Below are 24,485 nucleotides of genomic sequence, written 5' to 3' on the forward strand. Positions count from 1 at the left end.
CACCGGGTGAGGGCGGGGTCCGGCCCGTTCGCGCCCCGCCATTCCCAATTTCTGCAACACGTTCTACGGTGTGCGCCGACAGGACCGGCCTTGGGAGCCTGGAGGCGCCGTGCACCTCGACTACACGCCCGAGCAGCAGCGGCTGCGCACCGAACTGCGTGCGTACTTCGCCGACCTGGTCCCGGACAACGCGTACGCCCGGCACAGCGACCCGTCGGAGCGGAAGCGGTTCTACCGCGACACCATCCGGCGGCTCGGCGCGGACGGCTGGCTCGGCGTGGGCTGGCCGAAGGAGTACGGCGGACGTGGCCTGACGGCCATGGAGCAGTTCATCTTCTTCGACGAGGCCGCGCAGGCCGGTGTCCCGCTGCCGCTCATGGCGCTGAACACCGTCGGCCCGACGATCATGCAGTACGGCACCGACGAGCAGAAGGCGTACTTCCTGCCGGGGATCCTCACCGGCGAGATCGACTTCGCCATCGGCTACAGCGAGCCCGGCGCGGGAACCGACCTCGCGTCCCTGCGGACCCGCGCGGTCAGGGACGGTGACCACTACGTCGTCAACGGCCAGAAGATCTGGACGACCAACGGTGACACGGCGGACTGGGTCTGGCTGGCGGTCCGGACGGATCCCGACGCACCGCCGCACAAGGGCATCACCATGCTCCTGGTGCCGACATCCGACCCCGGCTACTCCTGCACCCTGATCAACACCCTCGCCTCGCACGACACCACGGCCAGCTACTACGAGAACGTCCGCGTCCCCGTCTCCCGTCGGGTCGGCGCCGAGAACCAGGGCTGGCGGCTGATCACCAACCAGCTCAACCACGAACGCGTGACCCTGGCCGCCCACGGCACCATGGCCATCCGCGCCCTGCACGACGTGCAGCGCTGGGCGACGCAGAGCAAGCTCGCCGACGGCCGCCGCGTCGCCGACCTGCCCTGGGTGCGCCGCCTCCTGGCCCGCACGCACGCCCGGCTGGACGCGCTCAAACTGCTCAACTGGCGGATGGTCGGAGCCGTCCAGGACGGCACCCTCACCCCGCAGGACGCCTCCGCCGTCAAGGTGTACGGCTCCGAGGCCCGGCGCGACGCCTACGCCTGGCTGATGGAGATCGTCGCCGCCCCGGGCACTCTGAAGGAGGGCTCGGCGGGCGCGGTCCTGCACGGCGAACTGGAACGCGGCTACCGTTCGGCGGTCATCTTCACCTTCGGCGGCGGCAACAACGAGATCCAGCGGGAGATCATCTCCTGGATCGGGCTGGGGATGCCGCGGGTGCGGCGCTGACGGGCTGTGACGAGGCTTATCAGTTGGCACAAAAGCGGGATAGTTGGCACTGAGCGGAGCGCTTGGCCTGGCGCGCGATGGGCTTGGTCTATTGCGTCCTGGGTCCGCTGACCTGCTAATTCCCCAGGGCCAGCGCAACTATGCCGTACGGGGGCTGAGGCGGCGGCCGATACTGAGGTCGCCGGCGTCCGGGATGTTGAACGGCGCCAGCGCGATCCCGTGGGCCTCGCCGCCCATCTGTGTCAAGCGGCGGTGGCCGACGTCGTCGGCCCGGGCGAGATCGCGATCCTGCTGTCCTGCTCTTCATCGCCGTATGGCACTGTCGGCCGCTGTGGGCCGTAGTGTGCGGCACGCTGAACGGCGTCGCCCTGCTGTTCACGCCGGTCCGCTACTCGCACTCGCTCTCAAGGACGACGGCACCCTCGGCTCCATGGTCGGCGGCCTGGTCTTCATCGGTCTGGTGGCCGGCCTTGCGGCCTACCTGTGCTCCCTCGACTACCGCCGCACCGTCGCCGTCAACGGGAACCGCCGCGAGCAGCGCCTGGCGATCGCCGCCGACCTGCACGACTTCGTCGCCCACCACGTCACCGGCATCTTGGTCCCACGCACGCGACACCTTACCGATGACATCCTGACCGCGGCCTGAGTCTGGTCAGGCCGTGCGGGGGCGGGTCTCGGAGCGACCGTGGAGTGGTGGCTCCCCGGCGTTCGAGGGCTGTACCAGGTGCTGGAGGCCGGGGCCGTAACGCGTGCGCAGTTCGTCGGGGAAGTCGGCGTAGATCTGCTGGACGTAGAGGTCGTGGCGGATGTAGCCCTTGACGACGGCGGTGAACAGCGGGTCGTTGATGACGGCGGCGGCCCAGTCGTGGCCGTCCGGTGCGAGGGCCCAGAGGGTGTCGTGGTTGTCGGCGACGACGGCGAGGTGCCTGGCCTGGTGGTGGCGGTAGAGAACGCCTTCAGTGCTGGTGTGCTGCACGGTGCGGCCGTTGTGCACGGTCACCGGGCTCGGGCCGAAGCACAGGATGTCGAAGCGGACCCCGCGGTCCTGGGCGTCGCTGATGTCGGCCTCCAGCGGGGTGAGCTGGTCGGCATGGGCGGAGAGGTAGACATGCTGTGTGGCGCGGCGGAGGATGCCGGACGCCGTGGCCGCGACGGATTCCCAGTCGGACAGCGACGGCAGCACATGGGCGCGCTGGTTCGCCTGCCCCTGGCTGACCTCGGCGAGGCTCCTCCGGGACTCGGCGACACGCGCACGGAACCCGGCGTCGACCTGGGCGAGGAGCTGGTCCGAGGGCACGGCGAGAAAGCGCGCCGGATTGTCGCCCACGCGGACCACCGCGTCCTTCTCCTCCAGTCTGCGCAGGGTCTCGTAGACCTTGGGCTGCGGGATGCCGGTACGGTTGGCCAGGGCGTACCCGGTCATCGGCTCGGAGCCGAGCAGACCGACGTAGGCCCTGGCCTCGTACTGCGAAAATCCCAGTTCGGTCAGCTGCTCGACGGCCTTGGCCGTGGCATCCCCGGACACCTTTCCAGACACCTCCTGGAGTCACCACTGCGGTAGTGATGACACTATCGCGCGTGCCGGCGGCCGGTCAGCTGATCAGAGTCCCAGGATCCGCTCGGCGTTGCCGTGGAAGACGTCGGCGAGGACGTCGTCCGCGTAGCCGATCTCCTCCCACTCCCGGAAGATCCGCTCGTAGGGGAGGCTGGGGTGGTCACTACCGAACATGATCTTGTGGCGGAGCCGGCCGCGGACATCCTTCTTGAGCTGCTCCGGGAAGTACTTGGGTGCCCAGCCGGACAGTTCCCAGAAGACGTTGCCCTTGTGCAGGGCGACGGCTGTCATCTCGTCGATCCAGGGCCAGCCGGGGTGGGAGGCGATGATGGTCATGTCGGGGAAGTCGGCGGCGAGGTGGTCCACCGCGAGGGGGTGGGCGTGCTCGATGCGGGAGCCGAGACCGCCCGGCATGCCGGCGCCCATGCCGGTGGTGCCGACGTCGATCATCACCGGCACGCCCAGGCCGGAGATGGTCTCGAACAGTGGGTACAGTTCGCGGTCGTCGACCCGGTAGCGGCCCATGATCGGGTGGAAGTGGAAGCCGAGGACGCCGAGTTCGGTCACCGCGCGCTTCGCCTCGGCGATCGCCGCGTCTCCCTTGAACGGGTCGACCGCGCCCCAGGTGTGGATGACGCGCTCCGGGTACTTCGCGCGCAGCTCGGTGACGTAGTCGTTGGTGCAGGGCGGCGCCCCGATGACGGACTCGATGTCGAAGGCGACCAGCACCACCTCGACGCCGGCCTCGGTGAACTTGTCGATGACCTTTTCCTCGGACTCGGCCGACCAGGCGCGGCCCCAGTACTTTCCGAGTGCTTCGACGAAGACGCCCTGCGAGTCGATCCAGGGCTGGGTGCCGGGATAGGCGTGGAGATCGATACGGCGCACAATGCCTCCTTCAGGGGCGGGGGTCCGTGCGGCGACGCGCACGGGCCCGTTCCAACGCTTCGGTGAATGCGGGCTGGTGCAGGGAGTGCACCTGGCGGTCGAACTCGGTGTCGACCATCCGTGGGAAGTCCGGTTCCGCGCCGCTTTCGCGCAGGGTCTGCTTGATCGTCCGCAGCAGGGTCGGATCGGTGCCGGCCGCCCGCCCGCCGAGCGTGACCGCCGCGTCGAGGAGTTCGGGTCCCGGCAGGCAGCGCAGGGCCAGTCCGGTGTCGGCTGCCGCCTGCCCGGTCAGGGGCTGGGCGAACAGGAGCATGGCGGTGGCGACCTGGTGGCCGACGGCACGGGTGAGCATCCAGGTGTGGCCGCCGCCCGGGTGCAGGCCGAGCCGGGCGAACCTGCAGTCGAACAGGGCTTCTTCGGAGGCCAGTCGTACGTCGCAGGCCAGGGCGAGGTTGAGACCGGCTCCCACGGCGGGGCCGTTGACGGCGGCGATGGTCGGCAGTCGGCAGGAGGCCACGCGCAGGAAACCCGCGTACACCTCGCGCAGCCGGTGCTCCTCGCCCTTGGCGGCGGCCAGCAGGTTGTCCAGTTCCGCTCCGGCGCAGAACGCGGGGCCGGCGCCGGTCAGCACGATCGCGCTGACGGTGTCGTCCTGCTCGCACGCGTCGACGGCGTCGACCAGGTCCTGCACCATGCGCGATGACAGGACGTTCCTGCGGTCCGGGTCGTCGAGGTGCAGGACGGCCACCGTGCCGCGATCCTCCCGGCGCACGAGGGGCCGGTCCGCCCGGGGTTCGGGTTCGTTGTTCATGGGGTGCCTTCCTGGCGGGCGGCGCGATCGAGGCCGATCGGGGCCGCCTTGAGCACGGTCAGGTCGTGGCCGTGTAGCCGCCGTCGATGACGACCGTCTCGCCGTTGACGAACGGGTTGCTCGTCGCCAGGTTGAGGATCGTGGTGGCCACGTCGTCGGCGGTGACGCACTTCCTCAGCGGCGTGCGCTTGGCCCGGCGGGCCATGAGCCCCTCGTAGTTGTCGCCGAGGGCCTGCTCCATCCACTCGCCCTCCATCCAGCCCGGGGCGACGGCGTTGACCCGGATGTCCGGGCCCAGGGCTCCGGCCAGCGTCCGGGTCAGATTGACGATCGCCGCCTTGCTCGCCGCGTATGGGAACGGCTGCGGGCCGGGGCGTACGCCGACCACGCTCGCCAGGTTCACCACGGCGGCCGGTGCGGACCTTCTCAGGAGCGGTACGCAGGCCCTGGTCACCTGGAAGGTGCCCCGGACGTTGACCGCGAAGATGCGGTCCCAGTCCTCCATGGACAGGCCGTCCAGGTCGGAGGGCGGGGTGTCGGTCGTCGTACCGGCGTTGTTCACCAGCACGTCCAGCCGGCCGAAGTGCACCTCCACCGCATCGGCCATGTCCCGCACCGCCGTCTCGTCGGCCACGTCCGCCTTCACCAGGAGTGTCTTGGCGCCGGCCTGCTCGGCCTCGTCGGCGACGGCCCGGGCCGCGTCCTGGCTGCGGCTGTAGTTCACCGCCACATCGAAGCCGGCCCGGGCGAAGGCCAGGACCGAGGAGCGGCCGATGCCGCGCCCGCCACCGGTGACAAGGACGGTACGGCGTACCGGGGAATCCGCTGTTGTCATTCCAAACCTCCAGGTCGAGGACTAGTACCTACCGTAGTAGGTAGTATTCTCCCGGGCAAGCAGCCAGGGAGGCTGACGTGCCAAGGAGGCCGATATGAGCGACACGGCTCGGGAAGCATTCGTCGTCACCGGAGTGCGTTCTCCCATCGGGCGGTACGGCGGCGCCCTGTCCGGCATGCGGCCGGACGATCTCGCGGCCGAGGTGATCGGCGACCTGATGGAGCGAGTGCCGGCGATTCCGGCCCAGGCGATCGACGACGTGACCTTCGGTTGCGTGAACCAGGCCGGTGAGGACAACCGCAACGTGGCCCGCATGGCGGCGCTGCTGGCCGGGCTGCCCGAATCCGTCCCCGGCGCCACGGTCAACCGCCTGTGCGCCTCCGGTCTCGACGCGGTCGCCACCGCGGCGAAGTCGATCCGGTGCGGCGAGGCGGAGCTGGTGATCGCCGGGGGAGTGGAGAGCATGAGCCGGGCGCCGTACGTCATGGCGAAGCCGGACACCGCGTTCTCCCGCACGCCGGAGGTGCACGACTCGACGATCGGCTGGCGCTTCGTCAACCCGCGGATGGCGGAGCTGTACGGCGTCGACTCGATGCCGCAGACGGCCGAGAACGTGGCCGACCGGTGCGGCATCTCCCGCGAGGACCAGGACGCCTTCGCGCTGCGTTCGCAGGAGCGGACCGCGGCCGCGATGGACAGGGGCCGGTTCGACACCGAGATCGTGACCATCAAGGTCCCACGGCGGCGGGCCGAACCGTTCGAAATCGCCCGCGACGAGCACCCTCGGGCGACGTCCGCGGACGCACTCGCCGCACTGCGTCCCCTCGTGACCGGGAACGGAACCGTCACCGCCGGCAACTCCTCGGGCGTCAACGACGGGGCGGCCGCGCTCCTGCTCGCCTCCGGTGACGCCGTACGGTGGTACGGCCTCACTCCGCTCGCCCGGGTGGTCGGGGGCGCGGTGGCCGGAGTGGCGCCGCGCGTCATGGGACTCGGCCCCGTCCCCGCGACCCGCGCGCTCCTGGAGCGCACCGGGCTGACCGTCGCGGACCTGGACGTGATCGAACTCAACGAGGCCTTCGCCGCCCAGGCGCTGGCCTGTCTGCGGGAACTCGGACTGCCCGACGACGCCGAGCACGTCAACCCCAACGGCGGCGCGATCGCCCTGGGCCACCCGCTCGGCATGAGCGGGGCCCGGCTCGTCCTCACCGCGGCCCTGGAGCTCTCCGAGCGCGGGGCCCGGCGGGCGCTGTGCACGATGTGCATCGGCGTCGGACAGGGCATGAGCGTGCTCCTCGAACGGGTTTGATGAGGGCCGGGCGACGCCACGTGACGTGGCGTCGCCCGGCCCTCGGTGAATGCCCGCTGTCAGGGGACGGGCACTCATGCCTCCGCGGCGGGCGAAGCGCCGATCAAGTCGTGGATGCGCCTGCGCAGTTCCGAGAACTCCGGCAGGGCCTTGACCGCGAGTTCGTCCCGGGGACGCGAGATGTCGACCTGCAGTTCGGCCACGACCCGGCTGGGCCGTGCGGACAGCACCACGACCCGGTCGGCCATGAAGATCGCCTCGTCGATGTCGTGGGTGATCAGCAGGGTCGTCAGGCCCAGTGCCGCGCTGATCGACGCGGTCATCTCCTCCAGCGCCGTGCGTGTCTGGGCGTCGACGGAGGCGAAGGGTTCATCCATCAGCAGGACGCGCGGGTGCAGGGCGATGGCGCGCGCGATCGCGACGCGCTGCTGCATGCCGCCGGAGAGCTGCCAGGGGAAGTGGTCCGCGAACCCTTCCAGCCGCACCCGCTCCAGGGCCTCGCGGGCCCGTTCGCGGCGTACCGCGCGCGGCAGGTCCGTCAGCCCGAACTCCACGTTGCGCCGCACCGTCAGCCATGGGAACAGACTGCGGTTGTACTCCTGGAAGACGATGGCGAGGTCGCCGGGAACCCGGTTGACGGGCTCCCCGGCGTAACGCACCTGCCCCTGGTCGGGACGCAGCAGCCCCGACAGACACCGCAACAGGGTCGTCTTGCCGCAGCCCGAGGGCCCGACGATGGCGACGAACTCCCCGTCGGCGACCGAGAGGGAGACATCGCCGATCGCGTGCGTGGTGGGACCGGTGCCGAGGGAGAAGTGCTTGCCGAGACCGGTCACCTCCAGCAGCGTGTGATCCGTCCGTTCCTTCATGGGTACCGCCTGCTTCGTCTGCTCCGTCATCGGTCCTGCCCTTTCAATCCGTAGAACCAGGCCAGAGCCCGTCGCTCGACCGCGGAGAACAGCAGGGTCAGCAGCCAGCCCAGCACTCCGAGCAACAGCACACCGGCGTACATCTGGTCGAGTGCGTACAGGCGCTGGGCGCGCAGAATGAGGTTCCCGAGACCCGAGGAGGAGGCGATCATCTCGCTGATCACCATCATGATCAGCGAGAGCGCCAGGCCCACCCGCAGCCCCGCCATGATCTGCGGCGTCGCGGCGGGCAGCACCACCCGGCGCAGCAACTCGGCCCTGCCGCCCCGGGCGTAGACCCGGGCGCTGTCGATATATCCGGCCTCCACCCGGCGCACCCCGTCGGTGGTGTTGAGCAGCACCGGCCACACGGCACCGAGCGCGATCACGCCGACCCGGGTGGTGTCGCTCGCCCCGAAGGCCAGGATGGCCAGAGGCAGCAGGGCCGGGGCCGGCACCGCGCGCAGGAACTCCAGTGCGGACCGGCACCAGGGTTCCAGGCCGCGCCACCAGCCGAGCGCCACGCCCAGGACGACACCCACCAGCGAGCCGATGACGAAGCCCGCCAGAGCCCGTGCCAGTGAGGGCATGATGTCGGTCATGAGGGCGTCGCCGGTGATCAGGTCCACCAGCTCGGTGGCGACGACGCTGAACGGTGGCAGAAGCGCGGTGGTGTCGGCCCGCCCTGCCATCTCCCACAGCCCCAGCAGCAGGGCGACGAAACCCCACCCCAGGGCAAGGGCCGTCACCCGGCGCCGCATTCCGCGGAACCCGCCCCGCGCTTTCGCCCTGACGGCTCCGGGCCCGGTGACCCGGTTGATTTCCGTGGTGGTCATCGCCTGCCCTCCGTGGTGTGCCGCTGCCACCCGGCGAGACGGTTCTCCGCCGCCCGCGCGGCCAGGTCGACCGCGACGCCGAACAGCCCGGCCAGCAGGACGGCGGCGAACGCGTCGGTCACCCGCCCGGACTGCTGGGCGGAGTTGAGGTGGTAGCCCAGGCCCGGGCTGCCGGAGACGATCTCGACGGCCACGGCCACGACCACCCCGATACCGGCGGCGGTCCGCAGGCCCGTGGCGAAGGCGGGAACCGAAGCCGGCACGATCACCCGGTACAGCACCCGCGCCCGCGACTGGCCGAGGGCCCGCGCGGAGTCGATCAGCAGCGGATCGACCGTGCGCACCCCGTGCCGGCAACCGATCAGGACCGGCCACACGGTGGCGAAGGCCACCAGGAACACCTGCAGCCCGATCTGCAGCCCGAACACCACGATGCCCACCGGAATCAGCGCCACGGCGGGCACCGGCCGCAGGAACTCCACGGCCACTCCGGTCACGGAGTCCGCCCACCGGGACAGCCCGGTGACCACACCCAGCGGGAGACCGATCGCCGTGGCGAGCGCCAGTCCCAGCGCCCACGCCTGCGCCGTGTCGCCCAGCGGGCCGGCCAGGGTGCCGTCGGCCAGCCCCGATGCCAGGGCCGAACCGATGGACGGCACGCCGGGCGCGCTCGCGGAGGGCAGCACACCGACGAGCCGCAGCAACTCGTAGGCGGCGACCAGCGAGACAAGCCCCACCGCGCTGCGCGCCACGGCACCGGCCCACCGGGCGCCCGTTCCCGCCGGGCGCCGGGCACGGGTCTGCCCGGTCGCCCCTGCGTCAGCGCTCTTCGGACCGAGCGACGAGAGGCCGATCACGGGGTGTAGAAACCTTCGTCCGCAGCGATCTCACCCTTGGCCAGCTTCTCCTTGGTGAGTACGTCGGCCCAGGCCTGCCAGCCCTTCGCCTCGAAGGACGCGGTGAACACCGGCAGCAGCATCTTCTGGGCCGCCTGCTCGGGAACCTGGGTGAACTGCGGGACCAGGGCGCGGACCTTGTCCGGGTTCTTCTGGGCGTAGGCGTCGGCCTTGGCGATGGCGCGGTTGAAGCGATCGACGACGTCCTTGTTCTTGCCCAGATACTTCTCCGAAGTCAGCATCACCGTGTGCGGCCAGGTCCCGTCCTGTCCCTCGGTGGAGGACAGCAACGAGCGTGCTCCGGCGGCCAGTTGTGAGGTGACGAAGGGCTCGGCCGCGTTGACGGCGTCGACCTTGCCCTTCTTCAGCGCGTCGGCCATCTGCGGGAACGGGATCTCCACGAACTTCACCTTCGACGGATCCACCCCCTCCGTGCGCAGTGCGTGCCGCAGCGACAGGTCCGGCAGCTGGTAGAGGGTGTCCACGGCGACCGTCTTGCCCTCGAGGTCGGCGGGATCCCGCAGCTTGCTGTCCTTGCCGACGAGCAACTGGATGTACGACTTGCCCGGGTCCGGGTCGGGGGCGCTGATCCCGGCGACGGCCACTGCCGGAACGCTGTTGCTGCGCGCCGTCAGTACGGCCGGGGCGTTGAGCATCGCGAACTGCGCCTGGCCGCTGACCACCGAAGGGATCATGGCTGCCGGCTCGGCGTAGCTGATCTTCGCGTCCAGACCCTCGTCGGCGAAGTAGCCCTCGCGGACGGCGATCTCGATCGGGGCGGCCGCGGCCACGGCGATCGCCGAGACGGACACGGAGACCTTTCCGGAGCCGTCTGCCTTGGCGGTGGAGTCCGCCGTGCCCCCGGAGCCGCAGGCGCTGAGAGTGAGGACGGCTGTTATGAGTGTTGCGGCCAAGCGTCGCTTCATCGGGACCTCCTGGATATCGCAGTCACCGGAGGACCCGACGGTCTCCGGAAGAGGGTGGTGAGCCGTCCGGCCGACGGGGCGGCGGGTTCGGCCATGACGTACCTCCTCGGCGTCATCGCCAATGGGGTCGGTCGGGGAGACAGGGGATCGGTTGGAGAGCGGCGCTAGAGGGTCAGAGACAGCTCGTCCAGGGGTTCCTCTGCCCGCAGGTGGACGTCCACGGAGAGGAGTTCGCCGGACAGCGGGCAGTAGTGCGCGGTCATGGCGAGTTCGTCGTGCAGGCTGATGCGGTGTGCGCCCGGATCGATGCGGCGGCTCACGGCGCCGGACCGCCAGTGGGTGGAGCCGCGGGAGAGCACGGCACCGGCGGTGGTGTGCACCTCGACGTCCCCGGTGTCCGTCCGGACCAGCCGCAGTGCGGGGCCGAGCGCGTGTCCCGGCGCACCGGGGTCGGCCCCGGCGACGGGCGGCGCTCCGATCCGTTCGGTGCGCACGGCCAGCCTGCGTTCACGTGTGCGTTCCTCGTCCACGGCCCCCTCGGTGAGGACGACGCCGTACACCTGCTCGGCGTACGTCGCGCTGACCACTCCGCGTTCGACGTCGGCCGCCACGTCCTGCGGTGCCCGCGACAGGGGGTCCCCCCACCCGCCGCCGCCCTGCCAGGACACGGCGAAGACATCACCGGGGCGCATGGGGAACTCGCCCGGTTTGGGACCGAGTTCCTGCCAGGCCGGCTCGGCGCCCGCGAGGTGCTCTCGCAGCAGGTCCTCGTCGTCGCGGCCCGCACCGGGCGCGAAGCGCTGGCGCACGGTGGCACCGGGCCAGCCGCCGAACAGGCCCACCGAGTTGGGAACCTCGGCGCCGTGCGTCATGACCAGGGCGTTCGCTCCGGTCACGCCGCGCAGTGTCAGCCCCATCTCGCCGGAGTGGCCGCCGCTGCGTGCGCCCGCTCCCGCGGTGTCGGGGCGCAGCCGCCGGTACAGGTACAGCAGCGGCGAGACCTGTTCGTTGGACTCGACGTCGGCGATCGCCGGCACCGGCACCGCCACGGGGCCGCCCGCGTCGATGCCGTCGTGGCTCGCGAACGCCCCGGAACCGCCGGCCAGCGGATCGAGGGAGTGCAGACCGAACCGCTCCCCGAACTGGTTGGTCCCGCCCAGGTTGAAGGTGGCCATCGTGCCCGAGCTGACGGCCTGCCCGCGCTCGGCGTACTCGGGCGAGCAGGAGAGCAGCAGGTTGAGTGCCCGCTGGACGACGTTGGTGACGGTCCAGATCGTCTCGACGGTGGCGCTGCCCACGGGCGCGGGATGCCGGGCGGTGCACACCAGCCCGTCCGGGGCCACGATGTCGATCGGCCGCAACAGGCCCTCGTTCCAGGCCAGTTCGAAGCCGAGCGTCGGGATCAGCGCTCCCGTCACCCCGCCGCGCAGGCCTGCGCGGGTGGCGTTGATGAAGCCGGGGGCCTGGGGGCTGGACCCACCGAAGTCCAGCGTGAGCCGGTCCCCGGTCTTGGTGGCGACCAGGTCGACCGCGTAGAGGCGGTTGGCGTGGCCGTCGTGCTCCAGGAAGTCCCGTACGTGCACCTGGCCGTCCGGGAGCTTGGCGAGCCGGGCGCGGGTCTGGCGCTCCGTGGCTGTGATCATCCGCCGCATCACCTCGGCGACCACGTCCGAGCCGTACCGTGCGAACAGGCTGTGCAGCCGCTCGGTGGCGACGTTGATCGTCGCGATGAACGCGCGGATGTCCAGGCCGAGCGAGGCGGGCAGCCGGCTCGCGGAGACGATCATCTCCAGGACGTCGTCGCGCAGTTCGCCCTGGTCCACGAGTTTGACGGCGGGGATGCGCAGGCCCTCCTGGTACACCTCGGTGGCCGTCGGGCACCAGGACGCGAAGTTCATCCCGCCCACGTCGGTCTCGTGCGCCATGACCCCGGCCCAGGCGACCAGCCGGTCGCCGTCGAAGACGGGCCCGGTCATCTGCACGTCGTTCTGGTGGAGGGCACCGACGTACGGGTCGTTGCCGATGTACATGTCTCCGGCGCGGGGAGCGCGGCGGTTGGTGTTGATGTGCCGGATCAGGGAGCCGACGGGCGGCGCCTCGTGCGCGACCTGGAAGCCCATCGTCGCGAACTCCCCGTCCGGCAGGTACAGGCCGGTGAAGAAGTCGGAGGCCTCGGTCACCGTGGGGGAGCCGGAGACGCTCTGCAGCGCGATCCGCATCTCCTCGGTCACGGCGAGCAGACGGTTGCGGATGATCTCGTACTGGATCGGATCGAGTGCGGTGCCGGTTGTCGGCGGTTGGTCGTTCACGTTCTTCACGGGCGCCGGGGTGCCGGTCATCTGCTCGCCCCTTCATCTTCTGTGTCGTCGAGGGTCACCACGAAGTCCCCCAGCTCATCGGTGCGGGCGACGGCTCCCGGCGGGACGACCAGCGTCTGACCGGGGAACATCACCAGACAGGGCCCGCTCACCGTCTGGCCCGGCGCGGGGAAGGCGGTCCGGTGGACCTGGCAGTCGACCGGCTTCAGGGGATCGTCGAAGACGACGCCGCGGGTGCCGTGGGGCTCCAGCTCGTCCCGCGCGGCGGGCCGGACCTGCCCGTCGAGCCGCCGGGAGGCCAGGACCCGCAGACCGGTCAGTTCGAAGCCGGCCTCGCGGAACGCCGATCCGGTCCCGTACAGGGCCTCGTACTGCTCCTCGAAGCAGCGCAGCGTCTTGCCCAGAGCGGCCGGTGAGGAGAGCTCCTCGGCCACGGGCACGTCGAGGTGGTGGGCCTGGCCGCGGTAGCGGATGGCCGCCGTCCGCCGGATCGTCAGCTCTCCCCGCTCGCCCTGGGCGGGACCGGCGGTGGAGGCCGCCTCCGCCTCGGCGGTCATCGCCGCGAGCTTCTCGGCCAGCGGTGCGACGTCCTCGGCACGGATCTCACCGTCGCCCGGCAGCCGCAGGTAGTGAGGGCGGCTGACGGTGCGCTTGAGCTCGCACGTCCCGGTGCCGAACGCGGACTGCCCGGTCGCGGTCGGAGTGACGACGAACGTACGGATGCCGAGTTCACGGCAGAGCGCCCAGGCGTGTGACGGGCCCTGCCCGCCGCCCGCGAAGAGCACGAACTCGCGTGGGTCGTGACCCTTTTCGATGGTGACGCTGCGCAGCAGGTCGGCCATCTTGCTGTCCAGTACCTGACGGATGCCCCAGGCGGCCTCGAGGACGCCCAGGCCGAGCGGTTTGGCGACGCGTTCTTCGATGGCGTCGGCTGCGGCGGCCCGGTCGAGCCGCATCGTGCCGCCCGCGAAGTCCTCTTCGTCGAGGACGCCGAGGACCAGGTCGGCGTCGGTGGCCGTCGGTTCGGTGCCGCCGCGCCCGTAGCAGACGGGACCCGGCCGGGCGCCCGCGCTGAACGGTCCGACGGTCAGCGCGCCGTCGCGCACCCGGGCGATGCTGCCGCCTCCGGCGCCGATGGTGCCGACGTCGATCGCGGGCCGCTGGATGTCGGCACCGCCGATGGTGAGGCGGCTGCGCATCAGCGGCTCGCCCTTCACGACGGTGCCCACGTCGAAGCTGGTGCCTCCGACATCGACGGTGAGCAGCTTGTCGTGGCCGAGGCGGTGACCGATCTCCCGGCACGCGATGACGCCCGCGGCGGGGCCGGACATCAGGACCGACACCGGCTGGTCGCTGACCACGTCGGCGGAGACAACGCCGCCCTCGCTGGTCATCACGACCACCGGCACGGCGAGCCCGCGCTGCCGCAGGGCCTCGTCCAGGCGGCGCAGGTACGCGCTCATCACCGGCCCGAGCGCAGCGTTGACCGCGGTGGTCGACATCCGCGCGTACTCACCGACCGCGGGCGCGACCTCGTGCGACAGGCTGACGAACAGCTGCGGGAATCTCTCGCGCAGCGCGGCCGCGATCCGCTGCTCGTGCTCGGGGTTGGCGACCGACCACAGCGTGGCCACGGCGACGGCCTCGACCTCTGCGGCGGCGACGAGATCCAGCACGCGGTCGATCTCCGACCGCTCCAGCGGTACGACGACCTCGCCCGCGGAGTCGACGCGCTCGCCGATCTCGAAGACCAGCTGCCGCGGCACCACCGCGGGCCACCGGCCGCGGTTGCGGTAGTCGCCGATCTCCAGCTCGGTCAGCCCGGCCAACTGCCGCTTCAGGCGTCCGATCTCCAGGGTGTCGCGGAAGCCCGCCGTGGTGATCAGCGCCGTGGGGGCGGCCGAGGAGGTGAGCAGCGCGTTGAGGCCGGCGGTCGTGCCGTGCCCGAAACGGTCGATCGAGGCGCAGAACTCCTCGACGGACAGCTCGAAGTGGTCTGCGGCGAGCTCCACGGCCCGCAGGATGCCGCCGATGATGTCGGCGGTGCTGGGGGCCTTGAGTACGGCCTGGCGGCCGTCGTCGCCATACACCCACAGGTCGGTGAAGGTGCCACCGACATCGGTGCCCACGCGGAACCTCATGTCTGGTCCTCCATGCCTTCGAGCCAGGTCAGCGCGTCCTCGGCCCAGTGGATCTCGGTGCGGGCGCGGGCGATGTTGCCCTGCATGGCGAGCACCTTGAGTCCGGTGATCATCTTGTGGGAGCTGCGCGGCCGGGTGGCCAGTCGCTTGACCAGCCGGGGGAAGACGCCCCGGTGGAGCTCGCGGAGCTGCTGGGTGTAGACGGCCAGCAGGTCCTCGTGGTGCTTGCGGTGGTCCTCCAGGTGCCGGCGGATCGCCTCGACGGGGGCGCCGTCCAGGAAGACGAGCTTGACCCGTTCGACATCGCGTATCGGGGCGTAGTCGGTGGGCTCCTCCAGCCAGGCCTGCAGCGCCGCCTCGCCTTGCTCGGTGAGGTGGTAGATCCGCTTCTGCTTGCCGGGATTGCCAGGCGAGGCCGTGCTCGTGACCAGGCCCTCGGCCTCCAGCCGACGCAGTTCGGGATAGATCTGGCTGTGCGAGGCGTACCAGAACCAGCCCACCGACTCGCCGAACTCGCGGGCCAGGTCGAATCCGGAGGCGGGTTCGGTGCTCAGGAAGCCGAGCAGCGCGTACTTCAGCGACATCGCTCACCCGGCCTGTGCGGTCGCCGGAGTGGCCGGAGTCGCCGTGGCCACGGTGTACGGCCGGTCCAGTCCGAGCATCTCGCGTGCCTCGGCCGGGGTGGCCGGTTCCAGGTTCAGCTCGCGCAGGATGCGGACCATGCGCTCCACCAGCTCCACATTGGTCGCCAGCCGTCCGCGCGCGTAGTAGATGTTGTCCTCCAGGCCGACCCGGGCCTGGCCGCCGAGGATCAGGCTGTGCACTGAGGACGGCAGCTGGGCGGGGCCGATGCCGCTGACGCAGAACAGGGAGTTCTCCGGCAGGTCCTCGACGAACCGCTGCAGGTCCTTCGGGGTGTACGGGGTGGCGCCGGACATCAGCTTGTGCGTGCCGAGCACGATGTTGATGTAGTAGGGCGGCTTGTCGTAGCCCAGCGCGATCAGGTCCTTGACCCACACCAGGTCGGACAGCGACATCACCTCCCACTCCGGTTTGATGCCGCGGTCCTTCATCGCCTGGGCCAGCTCAAGGCACCGGCTCCAGGAGGTGTCCATGAGCAGTTCGAGGTCACCGCGGTGCATGCACTGCATCTGCGGATCGAAGGTGCACATTTCGGCACCGGCGAGGGTGCCCTTGATGCGCTGCTCGAAGGAGATCTCCTGGCGGCCGTCGGCAAGGGTCGCGATCATGTCGCCGCTGATGCCGCCGCCGGTGCTGTTGTTGATGATGATGTCGCTGCGCGAGCGGATCAGTTCGTTGATCCGGCCGTAGATCTCCGGGTCGCAGGTCGCGCCGTCGTCGGGCCGGCGGGCGTGCACCGCGACGATGCTCGCCCCCGCCTCCCAGCAGCGCACCACGTCGTCCGCGATCTCCTGCGGCTGGGTGGGCAGATGCGGTGTGACCGACTTGTCCGCCATGCCACCGGTTGGGGCGATCGTGATGATCACTTTTCGGTCAGCCATCGGGGCGCCCTCCATTGGGTGCGGTCCGAGTTGGGACGTGACGCAGCGCACGCTAGGGTCGCGTCGAGTTAAATGTCAATGCTTACATATAGGTAATCTGAACGTAGCTTGCGAGCAGGGTGGATGTACGGAACGGCCGGTACATCCATGTCAATCTCGACATGTGTGCGGGTCCGCTTCATCCGGCGTTGCGGGCGTCGGTGGGCTCGCCCGACTGTGAGAGGAGCCCCTCGACTTGGAGGAAGGAGTGGCTTGTTCACTCCGGCCGCACCGTGTCGATCGGAGGCCTACCGGGTCTGCCCATGGCGAGGGGACTCATCGGCCTCAGCAGGGACGGGTCAGTGAGCTTCCGGCGCATGGGTGTGCTCGCTGCGCCACGGGGGAGATGGTGATCGGCAGGATGATGCCGAGGGACAGTTCGCCGGCCCGCCGGACGCACATCGCGGCGACCGCGAGATCCTGGACGGCCGAGCCGACGGACTTGTAGACCACGACCGCGTCGAAGGCCTGCCCAGTTCGCGCTGCTCGGGCAGGGGGCGCCGATCGAGACGACCGTGGCGTCGCGCGAAGTCACGGGACGGGGACGATCACCTCACCTGGAAGCGACGTTCGCGGCAGTCCTACCGCCGGCGCCAGGGCAGCGGCTCGTGGTCGTTCTCGGTGGTGTCCGCGAACTGCAGAGCGGAGTTGATCGTCTCGCCGATCTCCGCGAAATGGCGCACCTGCTCCGGGGTGAGCACGTCGAAGACGACGCGACGTACAGCCTCGACGTGGCCGGGGGCTGCCCGGTCCAGAAGGGTCTGCCCCTGCGCCGTGAGGACGGCAAGCTGATTGCGGCGGTTGCCGGGGGCGTCGCGGCGGCTGACGTAACCGGCCTGCTGGAGGCGGGTCACAGCATGGGTGAGCCGACTGCGCGTGACTTTCAGGCGCTCGGCCAGCTCGGACATGGTCAGTGTGCGGTCGGGGGCCGCGGACAGGCGGGCAAGCAGGCTGTAGTCCGAGTGCGTCACCCCCGCGTCCCGGCGGAGCTGCCGGTTGAGATGGTCGGCCAGCAGCGTGGAGAAGTCGATGTAGGCCAGCCAGGCCCGCTGCTCCTCGCTGTTGAGCCAACGTGGCGACGTGGTCATGATCGCAAGCCTAACCGGCTCGCGGTTGAAATTTCAAACGACTCGTCCAGCCGTCACTGAGTCTCGGCTTGGGAGAGCGCCTGGCGCCATCCACCGTGTGGATGGGGCGGATACGGAATTCTGATCGCGCAGAGGATGGCGACAAGACCCCGAACCGCTCATAGTCGTCCCTACCCGCACGCCGCTGTCCGGATCAGCCGCCGGTGTGCGGCCGTCCTCAGCATGCCGTGCGCCGTCGGCGCCCGTGAAAGGCATGCCCGCTCCCGTCCACCGTCCCTGGAGTCGCCATGCCCGGTTCCGTTTCGCCACCGTCTCCCACCGTGGTCGACGACGCTGCTCCGTCACCCGTTGCCGTCTCGGGTCCGGCCCATCTGTTGCGCGTGACCCTGCTGATGGCGGGCAGCTGTCTGCCGATCCTGGGGGCGGTGCTGATCGCTCCGGTGCTGCCGAAGATGCAGGACCACTTCGCGTCGACCCCGGGGGCCAAGGCGCTGGTTCCCCTGGCGCTGACCGTTCCGGCGCTGGCGCTGGCGTTGCTGGCCCCGTTCGCCGGGGTGATCGTGGACCGGCTCGGCCGCAAGCGCCTGCTGCTGGTGGCGACCGTCCTCTACGCCGCGTTCGGTACGGCACCGCTCTGGCTGGACTCACTGGGTGCGATCATCGCCAGCCGCGCCCTGGTCGGTGTCGCCGAGGCCGCCATCATGACCTGCTGCACCACCCTGATCGGCGACTACTACAGCGGCCGGCAGCGGGTGAAGTACCTCGCGCTGCAGACCATGTGCGCCTCCGCGTCGGCCACCGCCTTCTTCGTGCTGGGTGGCGCCGTGGGCGCGGCGGGCTGGCGCCTGCCGTTCTGGGTCTACGCCGTGAGCCTGCTGATCGCCCCGCTGATGGCCATTGCCCTGCCCAACCCGGCGTCCCGCACGGCCATCGAGGAAGCCCGGGTCGAGGAGGAGACCCGCCGTCCGTTCCCCTTCCGGCAGCTGGCGGGCATCTGCGCGCTCACCTTCTTCGGCGCGATGGTCTTCTACACCGTGCCGGTGGAGATGGCGTACCTGCTCGACGACCTCGGGGTGGAGAACACCGGTGTGATCGGTCTGGCCACCGCGCTCGCGAGTGCCGCCACCGTGGGCGGAGCCATCGTCTTCGCCCGGTTGGAGCGCTCCCCGGACCCGATGCTGCCCGCCGTCTTCGCGGTCTGCGCTGCCGGCTTCGGCGTGATGTTCCTGGCGGGCAACGCCCCGCTGCTGGTCGTCGGAGCAGTCATCAACTGTCTGGGTACCGGCATGCTGCTGCCGGCCCTTCTCACGAGTGCCATGTCCCGGCTGGCGTTCCAGGACCGCGGCCGCGGCACAGGGCTGTGGATGGCGGCCTTCTTCGGCGGTGAGTTCGTCTGCCCACTGGTGCTGCTTGCCGTGGAGTCGGTGGTCGGGTCTCTCGCCGGTGCGGTGGGCGTCCTGGGGCTGGCCGCCGCCCTGGTCGCGGCGGGGCTGCTGGCGGCCCGCCGCCGCGCGGGCGCCGCGGACCCCCGGCCGTTGCCGGAGCAGTTGGCCTGACGGTGGGGACGCCGATGAGCCGGGGAGTGCCGGAGACGGTGCCCCGGCTCGTGGCGCGAGGGCCGGACTCCCGTGTCTCTCCGTGCGCCGACACGGCCGGTTGTGAGGGCCGGGAGTGCCGCTGGTTGCCGACGCTGCCCGGTCGGCAGCAGGGCCGCTCCGGTGCCGGCTATGCGCCCTCTGCAGGAGGTACGGCCGCGCCCGTCCCGCCGTCCGTCAGAGTCGCGCCCACCTCCGCGGCCTTCTGCCGCAGCCAGATGTGGGACGCGTCCTGGGCGTGCACGGGGTGCCACCACAGCGCTTCCTGGACCGGTACGGCATCGAAGGGGCAGGGCAGGACGCGCACCGCGGCGGAGCGGACCGCGCTGCGGGCCAGGCGTGCCTGGATCATCGCGACGCGGCGGGTGCCCTCGACCATGTGGGGGAGGAGCTGGAAGGTCTGCACGGAGACCTCCACCTGGGGGCTGATGCCGAGCATGCTCAGCTGGCGGGCGGCCGGGGCGTCGTAGGGGCGCTGGTACACGGCCCAGGGCAGGCGGGCCAGCTGGTCGAGGGTGAGTTCGTCGCCGATCTCGGGGTGATCGTCGGCGACCAGGCACAGCCAGCGGTCGCTGAAGAGCTCGACGGCGGGCAGGCCGTTGATGACACCGTGCGGCATCAGCAGTCCGTCGACGGTACTCAGCACGGTCGCGGTGTTGTCCACGACCGACGGCGCCGGGTGCTGGAAGGTGAACCGGATCCCGGGCGCCTCCCGGTGCACGGCGCGGGCCAGCGCGGCGCCGAACACGGCCGCGCCGTAGTCGGAGGCGAGCAGGGTGAACTCGCGCGTCTCAGCGGCCGGGTCGAAGTCGGCCTGGCTGGAGAACACACGCTCCAGCAGGTCGCAGGCGGTCGCGCTTCGGTCCCGCAACGCGACGCCGAGCGGGGTCAGCTCGTAGGAGTTGCCGGTCCGGGCGAGCAGTTCGTCGTCGAAATGGCGGCGCAGCCGGGACAGTGCCGCGCTCATCGCCGGCTGGCTCAGTCCGATGCGCTCGCCGGCTCTGGTGACGTTGCGCTCCTCCAGCAGCGCGCGCAGGGCGACGACCAGATTGAGGTCGAGTCGGGAGAGATTCACCGGGCACCACCTAGCAGCCTATGAAGGTATCCATCTCGTGGATTTGCTGCATCCACAGGATTGATTTCCTTGATTCGTTGATCGGGGTCAGAGTAGACCGCACCCCAGCAGGAGGAAATCTGATGGCAACGCTCGCGCAACCGGTCGGCCCGTTCGCGCTCGGCACGTTCTCGGCCACGGACAAGGACGCGTTCCCCGGTCTCGTCGCCCGGGAGCGGGTGCTGGATCTGAGCCGGGTCCTGGCCTGGGAGCCGTCCGACATGCGTGCCGTACTGGAGCAATGGGAGGAGGCCCTCCCCGTCCTGCACACCCTCGCGCACGAGGACGCCCTCGACTGGCGGCCGTTGGATGGCCTGAGGGTGCACGCCCCGCTGGAGCCCCGCCAGATCTTCCAGTCCGGCGCCAACTACCGCCAGCACGTGATCGACCTCGAGGTCGCCCACCGCTCCCCCGACGACCCGCGCACGGTCGAGGAGGCGCGGGCCGAGATCGCCGCGGTCATGGACCGGCGGGCGGCAGAGGACCTGCCGTACGTGTTCATCGGCCTGCCCAGCACCATCGCCGGCCCGTACGACGATGTCGTACTCCCCGCATGGGCCGAAAAGCCCGACTGGGAGCTGGAACTGGCGGCCGTCATCGCCAAACCCGCCTACCGGGTCTCCGCCGAGGAGGCCCTGGAGTACGTCGCCGGCTACACGATCGCCAACGACCTCACCGACCGCGCCACCGTCTTCCGCCGCGACATGCCCGCCATCGGGACCGACTGGCTGCGCTGCAAGAACGCTCCCGGTTTCACCCCGCTCGGCCCGTGGATCGTGCCGGCCGAGTCGATCGCCGACCCGGGTGACCTGCGGGTCACGCTGAAGCTGAACGGCGAGACCATGCAGGACGAGTCCACCAAGGACATGCTCTTCGGCGTCGCGCGGCTGGTGTCGTACATCTCCCAGACCTCCCGGCTCCTGCCCGGCGACCTGGTGCTGACCGGCAGCCCGGCCGGCAACGGCATCCACTGGGGGCGGCTGCTGCGCGAGGGCGACGTGATGGAGGGTTCGATCACCGGTCTGGGTGTGCAGCGCACCCGCTGTGTGGAGGAGAAGCCATGAGCCTGGACCGCCACGACCCGGAGGGCGCGATCGCCGAGGCCGCCAAGGCGTACTCCAACTGGGGGCGCTGGGGCGAGGACGACGTGCTCGGCACACTGAACTTCCTCGACGAGGCCAAGCGCCGCGAAGGCGCGGCGCTCGTGCGCCGGGGCGTGAGTTTCTCGCTGTCGCAGCGGTTCGACATGAACGGGCCGCAGAAGGGCTGGCGCCGGCGGACCAACCCCGTGCACACCATGCTGGACACGGGAACGGACGCGGCGCTTGGCAACCAGGGCTTTCCGCACGGCATCGGCGGCGCCGACGACGTGATCGCGATGCCGCTGCAGTGCTCCACGCAGTGGGACGGCCTCGGGCACATCTTCGACCACGGCAAGGCCTGGAACGGACGCGATGCGGAGAAGGTCGTCACCTCCGACGGCGACCTGGTCACCGGCATCGAGCACATGGCCCCGTACGTGGCCGGTCGCGGCGTCCTGCTGGACGTGGCCCGGGTCATCGGTGACGACGACGGCGAGCCGGAGCTGCCGGACGGTTTCGCGATCACCGAGGAGCACCTGACCGCTACCGCCGAGGCCCACGACGTGAGCGTCGGACGCGGCGACATCGTCCTCGTCCGCACCGGACACCTCGCCCGTGCCCGGCGCGACGGCTGGGGCGACTACGCGGGCGGGCCGGCGCCCGGCCTGTCGTTCACCACCGCCGGCTGGCTGCACGGCACCGAGATCGCCGCGATCGCCACCGACACCTGGGGCTTCGAGGTACGGCCGAACGAGTTCGAGAACGCCTTCCAGCCCCTCCACCAGATCGTGATCCCCAACATGGGCCTGCTGATCGGCGAGATGTGGGACCTCGACGCGCTCGCCGCCGACTGCGCCGACGACGGCGTGTACGAGTTCTGGCTCACCGCCGCACCGCTGCCCATCACCGGAGCCGTCGGCTCCCCGGTCAACCCCATCGCCGTCAAGTAGATCAAGTAGCCCTCTCAGCCGCCGGATGCGCCCACTCCCTGGACAGCAACGGGCGCATCCGGCCCACACCGCTCCACCCGTTCTGCCGCACCCCGTCCCCACCCCAGCCCCGCACTCTCAGCGGGCGAGCCGCACCTCGCCGCGCGAAGCCGCGCGGCCCAACCCCGGGAGGTATCCCCGACATGGCTGACAGCCTCACCCTCCCCCAGCCTCCGGCTGGGGGCACCCCCACGGTCCTGGTCATCGGCGGGGGCGCCTCCGGCAACGCCGTCTCCGTCCTGCTGCGCCGCGCCGGCATCGCCGTCGACCTGATCGAGGCGAAGCCCGACTGGAACGCCACCACCGGCTCCGGCATCACCCTCCAGGGCAACGCCCTGCGGGTCCTGCGCGAACTGGGCGTGTGGGAAAAGGTGGAAGCCTCCGGGTTCGCCTTCGGCTCGTTGGGTGTGACCGCCCCCGACGGCACCGTGCTGTTCGTCGCCGAGGACATCCAGACCGGCGGGGAGGACCTGCCCGCCACCCTCGGCATGCAGCGCCCCCAGCTGCAGCAGATCCTCATCGACGCGGTCCACGCCTCCGGCGCCCGCGTTCTCCTCGGCACCACCGCCGAGGTGCTGGAGCAGGACGCCGACGGCGTCTCGGTGCGCTTCAGCGACGGCAGAGAGGGTCGATACGACCTGGTGATCGCCGCCGACGGCCTCAACTCCGCCACGCGTGCCGCGATCGGCATCACCGACAAACCCGAGCCGACCGGCATGGCGATCTGGCGCATCGCCGCCCCTCGGCCCGAGAGCGTCACGCGCACCGACCTCGCCTACGGCGGCCCCGCCTACATCGCCGGCTACTGCCCCACCAGCGAGAACACCATCTACGCGTACGTCGTCGAAGCGTGCCGCGACCGGGCCTCCATCGACCCGGCCACCTACGCCGACGAGATGCGCCACCTGGCGCAGGCCTACGGCGGGGTCTGGCCGGAGATCACCGAGCACATCACCGACCCGAAGAAGGTCAACTACACCTGGTTCGACCGTCTCCTGATCGAGGGCTCCTGGCACCGGGGCAGGGTGGTGCTCATCGGCGACGCCGCCCACTGCTGCCCGCCAACTCTCGCCCAGGGCGCGGCCATGTCCCTGGAGGACGCCTCCGTCCTCGCCGAAGTGCTCACCAGCGGCCGGGACTGGGACGACGAGCTGTTCCAGGGCTACTACGAGCGCCGCATCCCCCGGGTGCGCACCGTCGTCGAGGCGTCCGTGCAGATCGGCCAGTGGCAGTTGGACGGCGTGCGCGACGCCGACATGGCCGGGCTGGTCGCCCGCACCATGAACTTCCTCAAGGAGCGCCCGTGACCGCCACCGCGTCCTCAACGCCGACCATCGACGTCCACGCCCACCTGCTGCTGCCGGAGATCGAGGAGGCCGTCGCCGGACGCCCAGGCCTGGCCGAGGCACGTAACCTCGACGCCCGACGCAACGGCCCTGCGGCCCTCGCCGTGAACGGTCCCATGGTCGGCGAGCGGGTGCCACGGCTGACAGATGTCGCCGTGCGCCTGGCGGCCATGGACGCAGCCGGCGTGGACGTGCAACTGGTGAGCCCCTCACCCGGCCACTACCACTACTGGGCCGACTCCCAACTGGCCGCCCGCGTCTGCCAGTTGGCGAACGAGGGGACCGCCGCGCACTGCGCCAAGGCCCCCGACCGGCTGCACGGCCTCGGCCTCATCCCGCTCCAGCACCCCGACCTCGCGGTGACGCTGCTCGACCACGCACTGGACCAGGGGCTGAAGGGCGTCGAGATCTCCTCGCACGCCCCGGGCCCCGGCGGGACCCGGGAGGTGGAGCTCTCCGACCCGCGGCTCGCACCCTTCTGGGCCCGCGCCGAGGAGACCGGCGCACTGGTCTTCCTGCACCCCTTCGGCTGCACCCTCGACGAGCGCCTCGACCAGTGGTACCTGTCCAACTCCGTCGGCCAGCCCACCGAGAACGCCGTCGCCCTCTCCCACCTGATCTTCTCCGGCGTCCTGGACCGCCACCCGCACCTGAAGCTCATCGCGGCACACGGCGGCGGCTACCTCCCCACCCACATCGGCCGCTCCGACCACGCCTGGCGGGCCCGCCCCGACGCCCAGGCCTGCACCCGGGCACCGAGCAGCTACCTGAAGCAGCTGTACTTCGACTCCCTCGTCCACGACCCGCACGTACTCCGAGCCCTGATCAGCACCGCCGGCGCCGACCGGGTCCTGCTCGGTTCCGACTTCCCCTTCGACATGGGCACCGAGGACCCGCTGGGCGCGCTGCGCGCGGCCGGCCTGCCCGACCACGACTTCCACGCCGTGCGGGGAGGCAACGCCGCCGCCCTGCTCAACCTCACCTGAGAAGGAACCCCC

At 70.7% G+C, this 24,485-nt stretch carries 23 protein-coding genes; 8 read left to right on the forward strand and 15 right to left on the reverse strand.

Going from position 1 to position 24,485, the window contains the following annotated elements:
• Positions 1–109 precede the first annotated feature (109 nt).
• Positions 110–1,288 carry an acyl-CoA dehydrogenase family protein gene (locus IE212_RS22565; RefSeq protein ID WP_190199724.1) on the forward strand — a complete coding sequence of 393 codons (1,179 nt, stop codon included), beginning with the start codon at positions 110–112 and terminating at the stop codon, positions 1,286–1,288.
• Between the two features lie 430 nt (positions 1,289–1,718).
• Positions 1,719–1,934 carry a hypothetical protein gene (locus tag IE212_RS22570; RefSeq protein WP_190199725.1) on the forward strand — a complete coding sequence of 72 codons (216 nt, stop codon included), beginning with the start codon at positions 1,719–1,721 and terminating at the stop codon, positions 1,932–1,934.
• Positions 1,935–1,940: 6 nt separating this feature from the next.
• Here the strand turns inward: IE212_RS22570 and IE212_RS22575 are convergent, their stop codons facing one another.
• From IE212_RS22575 to IE212_RS22590, 4 genes are all read right to left on the reverse strand, one after another.
• The gene (locus tag IE212_RS22575; protein WP_190199726.1) at positions 1,941–2,813 is read right to left on the reverse strand and encodes a TrmB family transcriptional regulator; all 873 of its coding nucleotides are present in this window, start codon (positions 2,811–2,813) and stop codon (positions 1,941–1,943) included.
• Positions 2,814–2,888: 75 nt separating this feature from the next.
• Entirely contained in the window at positions 2,889–3,731 is an 843-nt protein-coding gene (locus IE212_RS22580) for an amidohydrolase family protein (RefSeq protein ID WP_190199727.1), read from the reverse strand.
• Positions 3,732–3,741: 10 nt separating this feature from the next.
• Entirely contained in the window at positions 3,742–4,542 is an 801-nt protein-coding gene (locus tag IE212_RS22585) for an enoyl-CoA hydratase (protein ID WP_190199728.1), read from the reverse strand.
• A 58-nt stretch (positions 4,543–4,600) separates the two neighbouring features.
• Positions 4,601–5,377, reverse strand: coding sequence for an SDR family NAD(P)-dependent oxidoreductase (locus tag IE212_RS22590; RefSeq protein WP_190199729.1), 777 nt, complete (start codon positions 5,375–5,377; stop codon positions 4,601–4,603).
• A 94-nt stretch (positions 5,378–5,471) separates the two neighbouring features.
• Here IE212_RS22590 and pcaF point away from each other — a divergent pair, with 94 nt between their 5' ends.
• Positions 5,472–6,686, forward strand: coding sequence for a 3-oxoadipyl-CoA thiolase (gene pcaF, locus IE212_RS22595; RefSeq protein ID WP_190199730.1), 1,215 nt, complete (start codon positions 5,472–5,474; stop codon positions 6,684–6,686).
• 74 nt (positions 6,687–6,760) lie between these two features.
• Here the strand turns inward: pcaF and IE212_RS22600 are convergent, their stop codons facing one another.
• The 10 genes from IE212_RS22600 to IE212_RS22645 all read right to left on the reverse strand — a co-directional run bounded on the left by IE212_RS22600 (position 6,761) and on the right by IE212_RS22645 (position 17,361).
• On the reverse strand, positions 6,761–7,585 hold the full coding sequence (locus IE212_RS22600; RefSeq protein WP_229864518.1) for an ABC transporter ATP-binding protein: 825 nt from the start codon (positions 7,583–7,585) through the stop codon (positions 6,761–6,763).
• Positions 7,582–8,430 (reverse strand): ABC transporter permease, encoded by an 849-nt coding sequence (locus IE212_RS22605; protein WP_190199731.1) that lies wholly within the window; start codon positions 8,428–8,430, stop codon positions 7,582–7,584. The genes IE212_RS22600 and IE212_RS22605 overlap by 4 nt, the downstream gene beginning before the upstream one ends.
• Positions 8,427–9,287, reverse strand: a complete 861-nt coding sequence (locus IE212_RS22610) for an ABC transporter permease (RefSeq protein WP_190199732.1) — start codon at positions 9,285–9,287, stop codon at positions 8,427–8,429. The genes IE212_RS22605 and IE212_RS22610 overlap by 4 nt, the downstream gene beginning before the upstream one ends.
• Positions 9,284–10,252, reverse strand: coding sequence for an ABC transporter substrate-binding protein (locus tag IE212_RS22615; RefSeq protein WP_190199733.1), 969 nt, complete (start codon positions 10,250–10,252; stop codon positions 9,284–9,286). Before IE212_RS22615 ends, IE212_RS22610 begins: the two co-directional genes overlap by 4 nt.
• 164 nt (positions 10,253–10,416) lie before the next feature.
• Positions 10,417–12,591 (reverse strand): hydantoinase B/oxoprolinase family protein, encoded by a 2,175-nt coding sequence (locus IE212_RS22620; RefSeq protein ID WP_229864520.1) that lies wholly within the window; start codon positions 12,589–12,591, stop codon positions 10,417–10,419.
• Complete coding sequence (locus tag IE212_RS22625) at positions 12,588–14,711, reverse strand: hydantoinase/oxoprolinase family protein (RefSeq protein ID WP_229864522.1); 2,124 nt, start codon at positions 14,709–14,711, stop codon at positions 12,588–12,590. Before IE212_RS22625 ends, IE212_RS22620 begins: the two co-directional genes overlap by 4 nt.
• Entirely contained in the window at positions 14,708–15,295 is a 588-nt protein-coding gene (locus tag IE212_RS22630) for a PadR family transcriptional regulator (protein WP_190199734.1), read from the reverse strand. Before IE212_RS22630 ends, IE212_RS22625 begins: the two co-directional genes overlap by 4 nt.
• A gap of 3 nt (positions 15,296–15,298) precedes the next feature.
• Entirely contained in the window at positions 15,299–16,234 is a 936-nt protein-coding gene (locus tag IE212_RS22635; protein ID WP_190199735.1) for a beta-keto acid cleavage family enzyme, read from the reverse strand.
• A 324-nt stretch (positions 16,235–16,558) separates the two neighbouring features.
• Positions 16,559–16,726, reverse strand: a complete 168-nt coding sequence (locus tag IE212_RS22640) for a hypothetical protein (RefSeq protein WP_190199736.1) — start codon at positions 16,724–16,726, stop codon at positions 16,559–16,561.
• 128 nt (positions 16,727–16,854) lie between these two features.
• Entirely contained in the window at positions 16,855–17,361 is a 507-nt protein-coding gene (locus IE212_RS22645) for a MarR family winged helix-turn-helix transcriptional regulator (protein WP_190199737.1), read from the reverse strand.
• A 287-nt stretch (positions 17,362–17,648) separates the two neighbouring features.
• Here IE212_RS22645 and IE212_RS22650 point away from each other — a divergent pair, with 287 nt between their 5' ends.
• The gene (locus IE212_RS22650) at positions 17,649–18,917 is read left to right on the forward strand and encodes an MFS transporter (RefSeq protein ID WP_190199738.1); all 1,269 of its coding nucleotides are present in this window, start codon (positions 17,649–17,651) and stop codon (positions 18,915–18,917) included.
• Positions 18,918–19,086: 169 nt separating this feature from the next.
• Here IE212_RS22650 and IE212_RS22655 read toward each other — a convergent pair whose 3' ends face one another.
• Positions 19,087–20,031 (reverse strand): LysR family transcriptional regulator, encoded by a 945-nt coding sequence (locus IE212_RS22655; protein ID WP_190199739.1) that lies wholly within the window; start codon positions 20,029–20,031, stop codon positions 19,087–19,089.
• Positions 20,032–20,153: 122 nt separating this feature from the next.
• On the opposite strand from IE212_RS22655, the gene IE212_RS22660 reads away from it, so the two are divergent.
• From IE212_RS22660 to IE212_RS22675, 4 genes are all read left to right on the forward strand, one after another.
• On the forward strand, positions 20,154–21,134 hold the full coding sequence (locus IE212_RS22660; protein WP_190199740.1) for a fumarylacetoacetate hydrolase family protein: 981 nt from the start codon (positions 20,154–20,156) through the stop codon (positions 21,132–21,134).
• Positions 21,131–22,102 carry a cyclase family protein gene (locus tag IE212_RS22665; protein WP_190199741.1) on the forward strand — a complete coding sequence of 324 codons (972 nt, stop codon included), beginning with the start codon at positions 21,131–21,133 and terminating at the stop codon, positions 22,100–22,102. Before IE212_RS22660 ends, IE212_RS22665 begins: the two co-directional genes overlap by 4 nt.
• 182 nt (positions 22,103–22,284) lie before the next feature.
• Positions 22,285–23,448, forward strand: a complete 1,164-nt coding sequence (locus IE212_RS22670; protein ID WP_190199742.1) for an FAD-dependent oxidoreductase — start codon at positions 22,285–22,287, stop codon at positions 23,446–23,448.
• Complete coding sequence (locus IE212_RS22675) at positions 23,445–24,473, forward strand: amidohydrolase family protein (protein ID WP_190199743.1); 1,029 nt, start codon at positions 23,445–23,447, stop codon at positions 24,471–24,473. Before IE212_RS22670 ends, IE212_RS22675 begins: the two co-directional genes overlap by 4 nt.
• The last annotated feature ends 12 nt before the right edge of the window (positions 24,474–24,485 follow it).

It is taken from the genome of Streptomyces djakartensis, assembly GCF_014651075.1.
Taxonomy (GTDB): Bacteria; Actinomycetota; Actinomycetes; order Streptomycetales; family Streptomycetaceae; genus Streptomyces; species Streptomyces djakartensis.

Bases quoted from the DNA above. Each gene is read 5' to 3' on its own strand.
- IE212_RS22620 (WP_229864520.1), bottom strand. From the start codon at position 12,591: ATGACCGGCACCCCGGCGCCCGTGAAGAACGTGAACGACCAACCGCCG.
- IE212_RS22585 (WP_190199728.1), bottom strand. From the start codon at position 4,542: ATGAACAACGAACCCGAACCCCGGGCGGACCGGCCCCTCGTGCGCCGG.
- IE212_RS22600 (WP_229864518.1), bottom strand. From the start codon at position 7,585: ATGACGGAGCAGACGAAGCAGGCGGTACCCATGAAGGAACGGACGGAT.
- IE212_RS22645 (WP_190199737.1), bottom strand. From the start codon at position 17,361: ATGACCACGTCGCCACGTTGGCTCAACAGCGAGGAGCAGCGGGCCTGG.
- IE212_RS22630 (WP_190199734.1), bottom strand. From the start codon at position 15,295: ATGTCGCTGAAGTACGCGCTGCTCGGCTTCCTGAGCACCGAACCCGCC.
- IE212_RS22665 (WP_190199741.1), top strand. From the start codon at position 21,131: ATGAGCCTGGACCGCCACGACCCGGAGGGCGCGATCGCCGAGGCCGCC.
- IE212_RS22570 (WP_190199725.1), top strand. From the start codon at position 1,719: ATGGTCGGCGGCCTGGTCTTCATCGGTCTGGTGGCCGGCCTTGCGGCC.
- IE212_RS22625 (WP_229864522.1), bottom strand. From the start codon at position 14,711: ATGAGGTTCCGCGTGGGCACCGATGTCGGTGGCACCTTCACCGACCTG.
- IE212_RS22660 (WP_190199740.1), top strand. From the start codon at position 20,154: ATGGCAACGCTCGCGCAACCGGTCGGCCCGTTCGCGCTCGGCACGTTC.
- IE212_RS22615 (WP_190199733.1), bottom strand. From the start codon at position 10,252: ATGAAGCGACGCTTGGCCGCAACACTCATAACAGCCGTCCTCACTCTC.
- IE212_RS22670 (WP_190199742.1), top strand. From the start codon at position 22,285: ATGGCTGACAGCCTCACCCTCCCCCAGCCTCCGGCTGGGGGCACCCCC.
- IE212_RS22650 (WP_190199738.1), top strand. From the start codon at position 17,649: ATGCCCGGTTCCGTTTCGCCACCGTCTCCCACCGTGGTCGACGACGCT.
- IE212_RS22635 (WP_190199735.1), bottom strand. From the start codon at position 16,234: ATGGCTGACCGAAAAGTGATCATCACGATCGCCCCAACCGGTGGCATG.
- IE212_RS22590 (WP_190199729.1), bottom strand. From the start codon at position 5,377: ATGACAACAGCGGATTCCCCGGTACGCCGTACCGTCCTTGTCACCGGT.
- pcaF (WP_190199730.1), top strand. From the start codon at position 5,472: ATGAGCGACACGGCTCGGGAAGCATTCGTCGTCACCGGAGTGCGTTCT.
- IE212_RS22605 (WP_190199731.1), bottom strand. From the start codon at position 8,430: ATGACCACCACGGAAATCAACCGGGTCACCGGGCCCGGAGCCGTCAGG.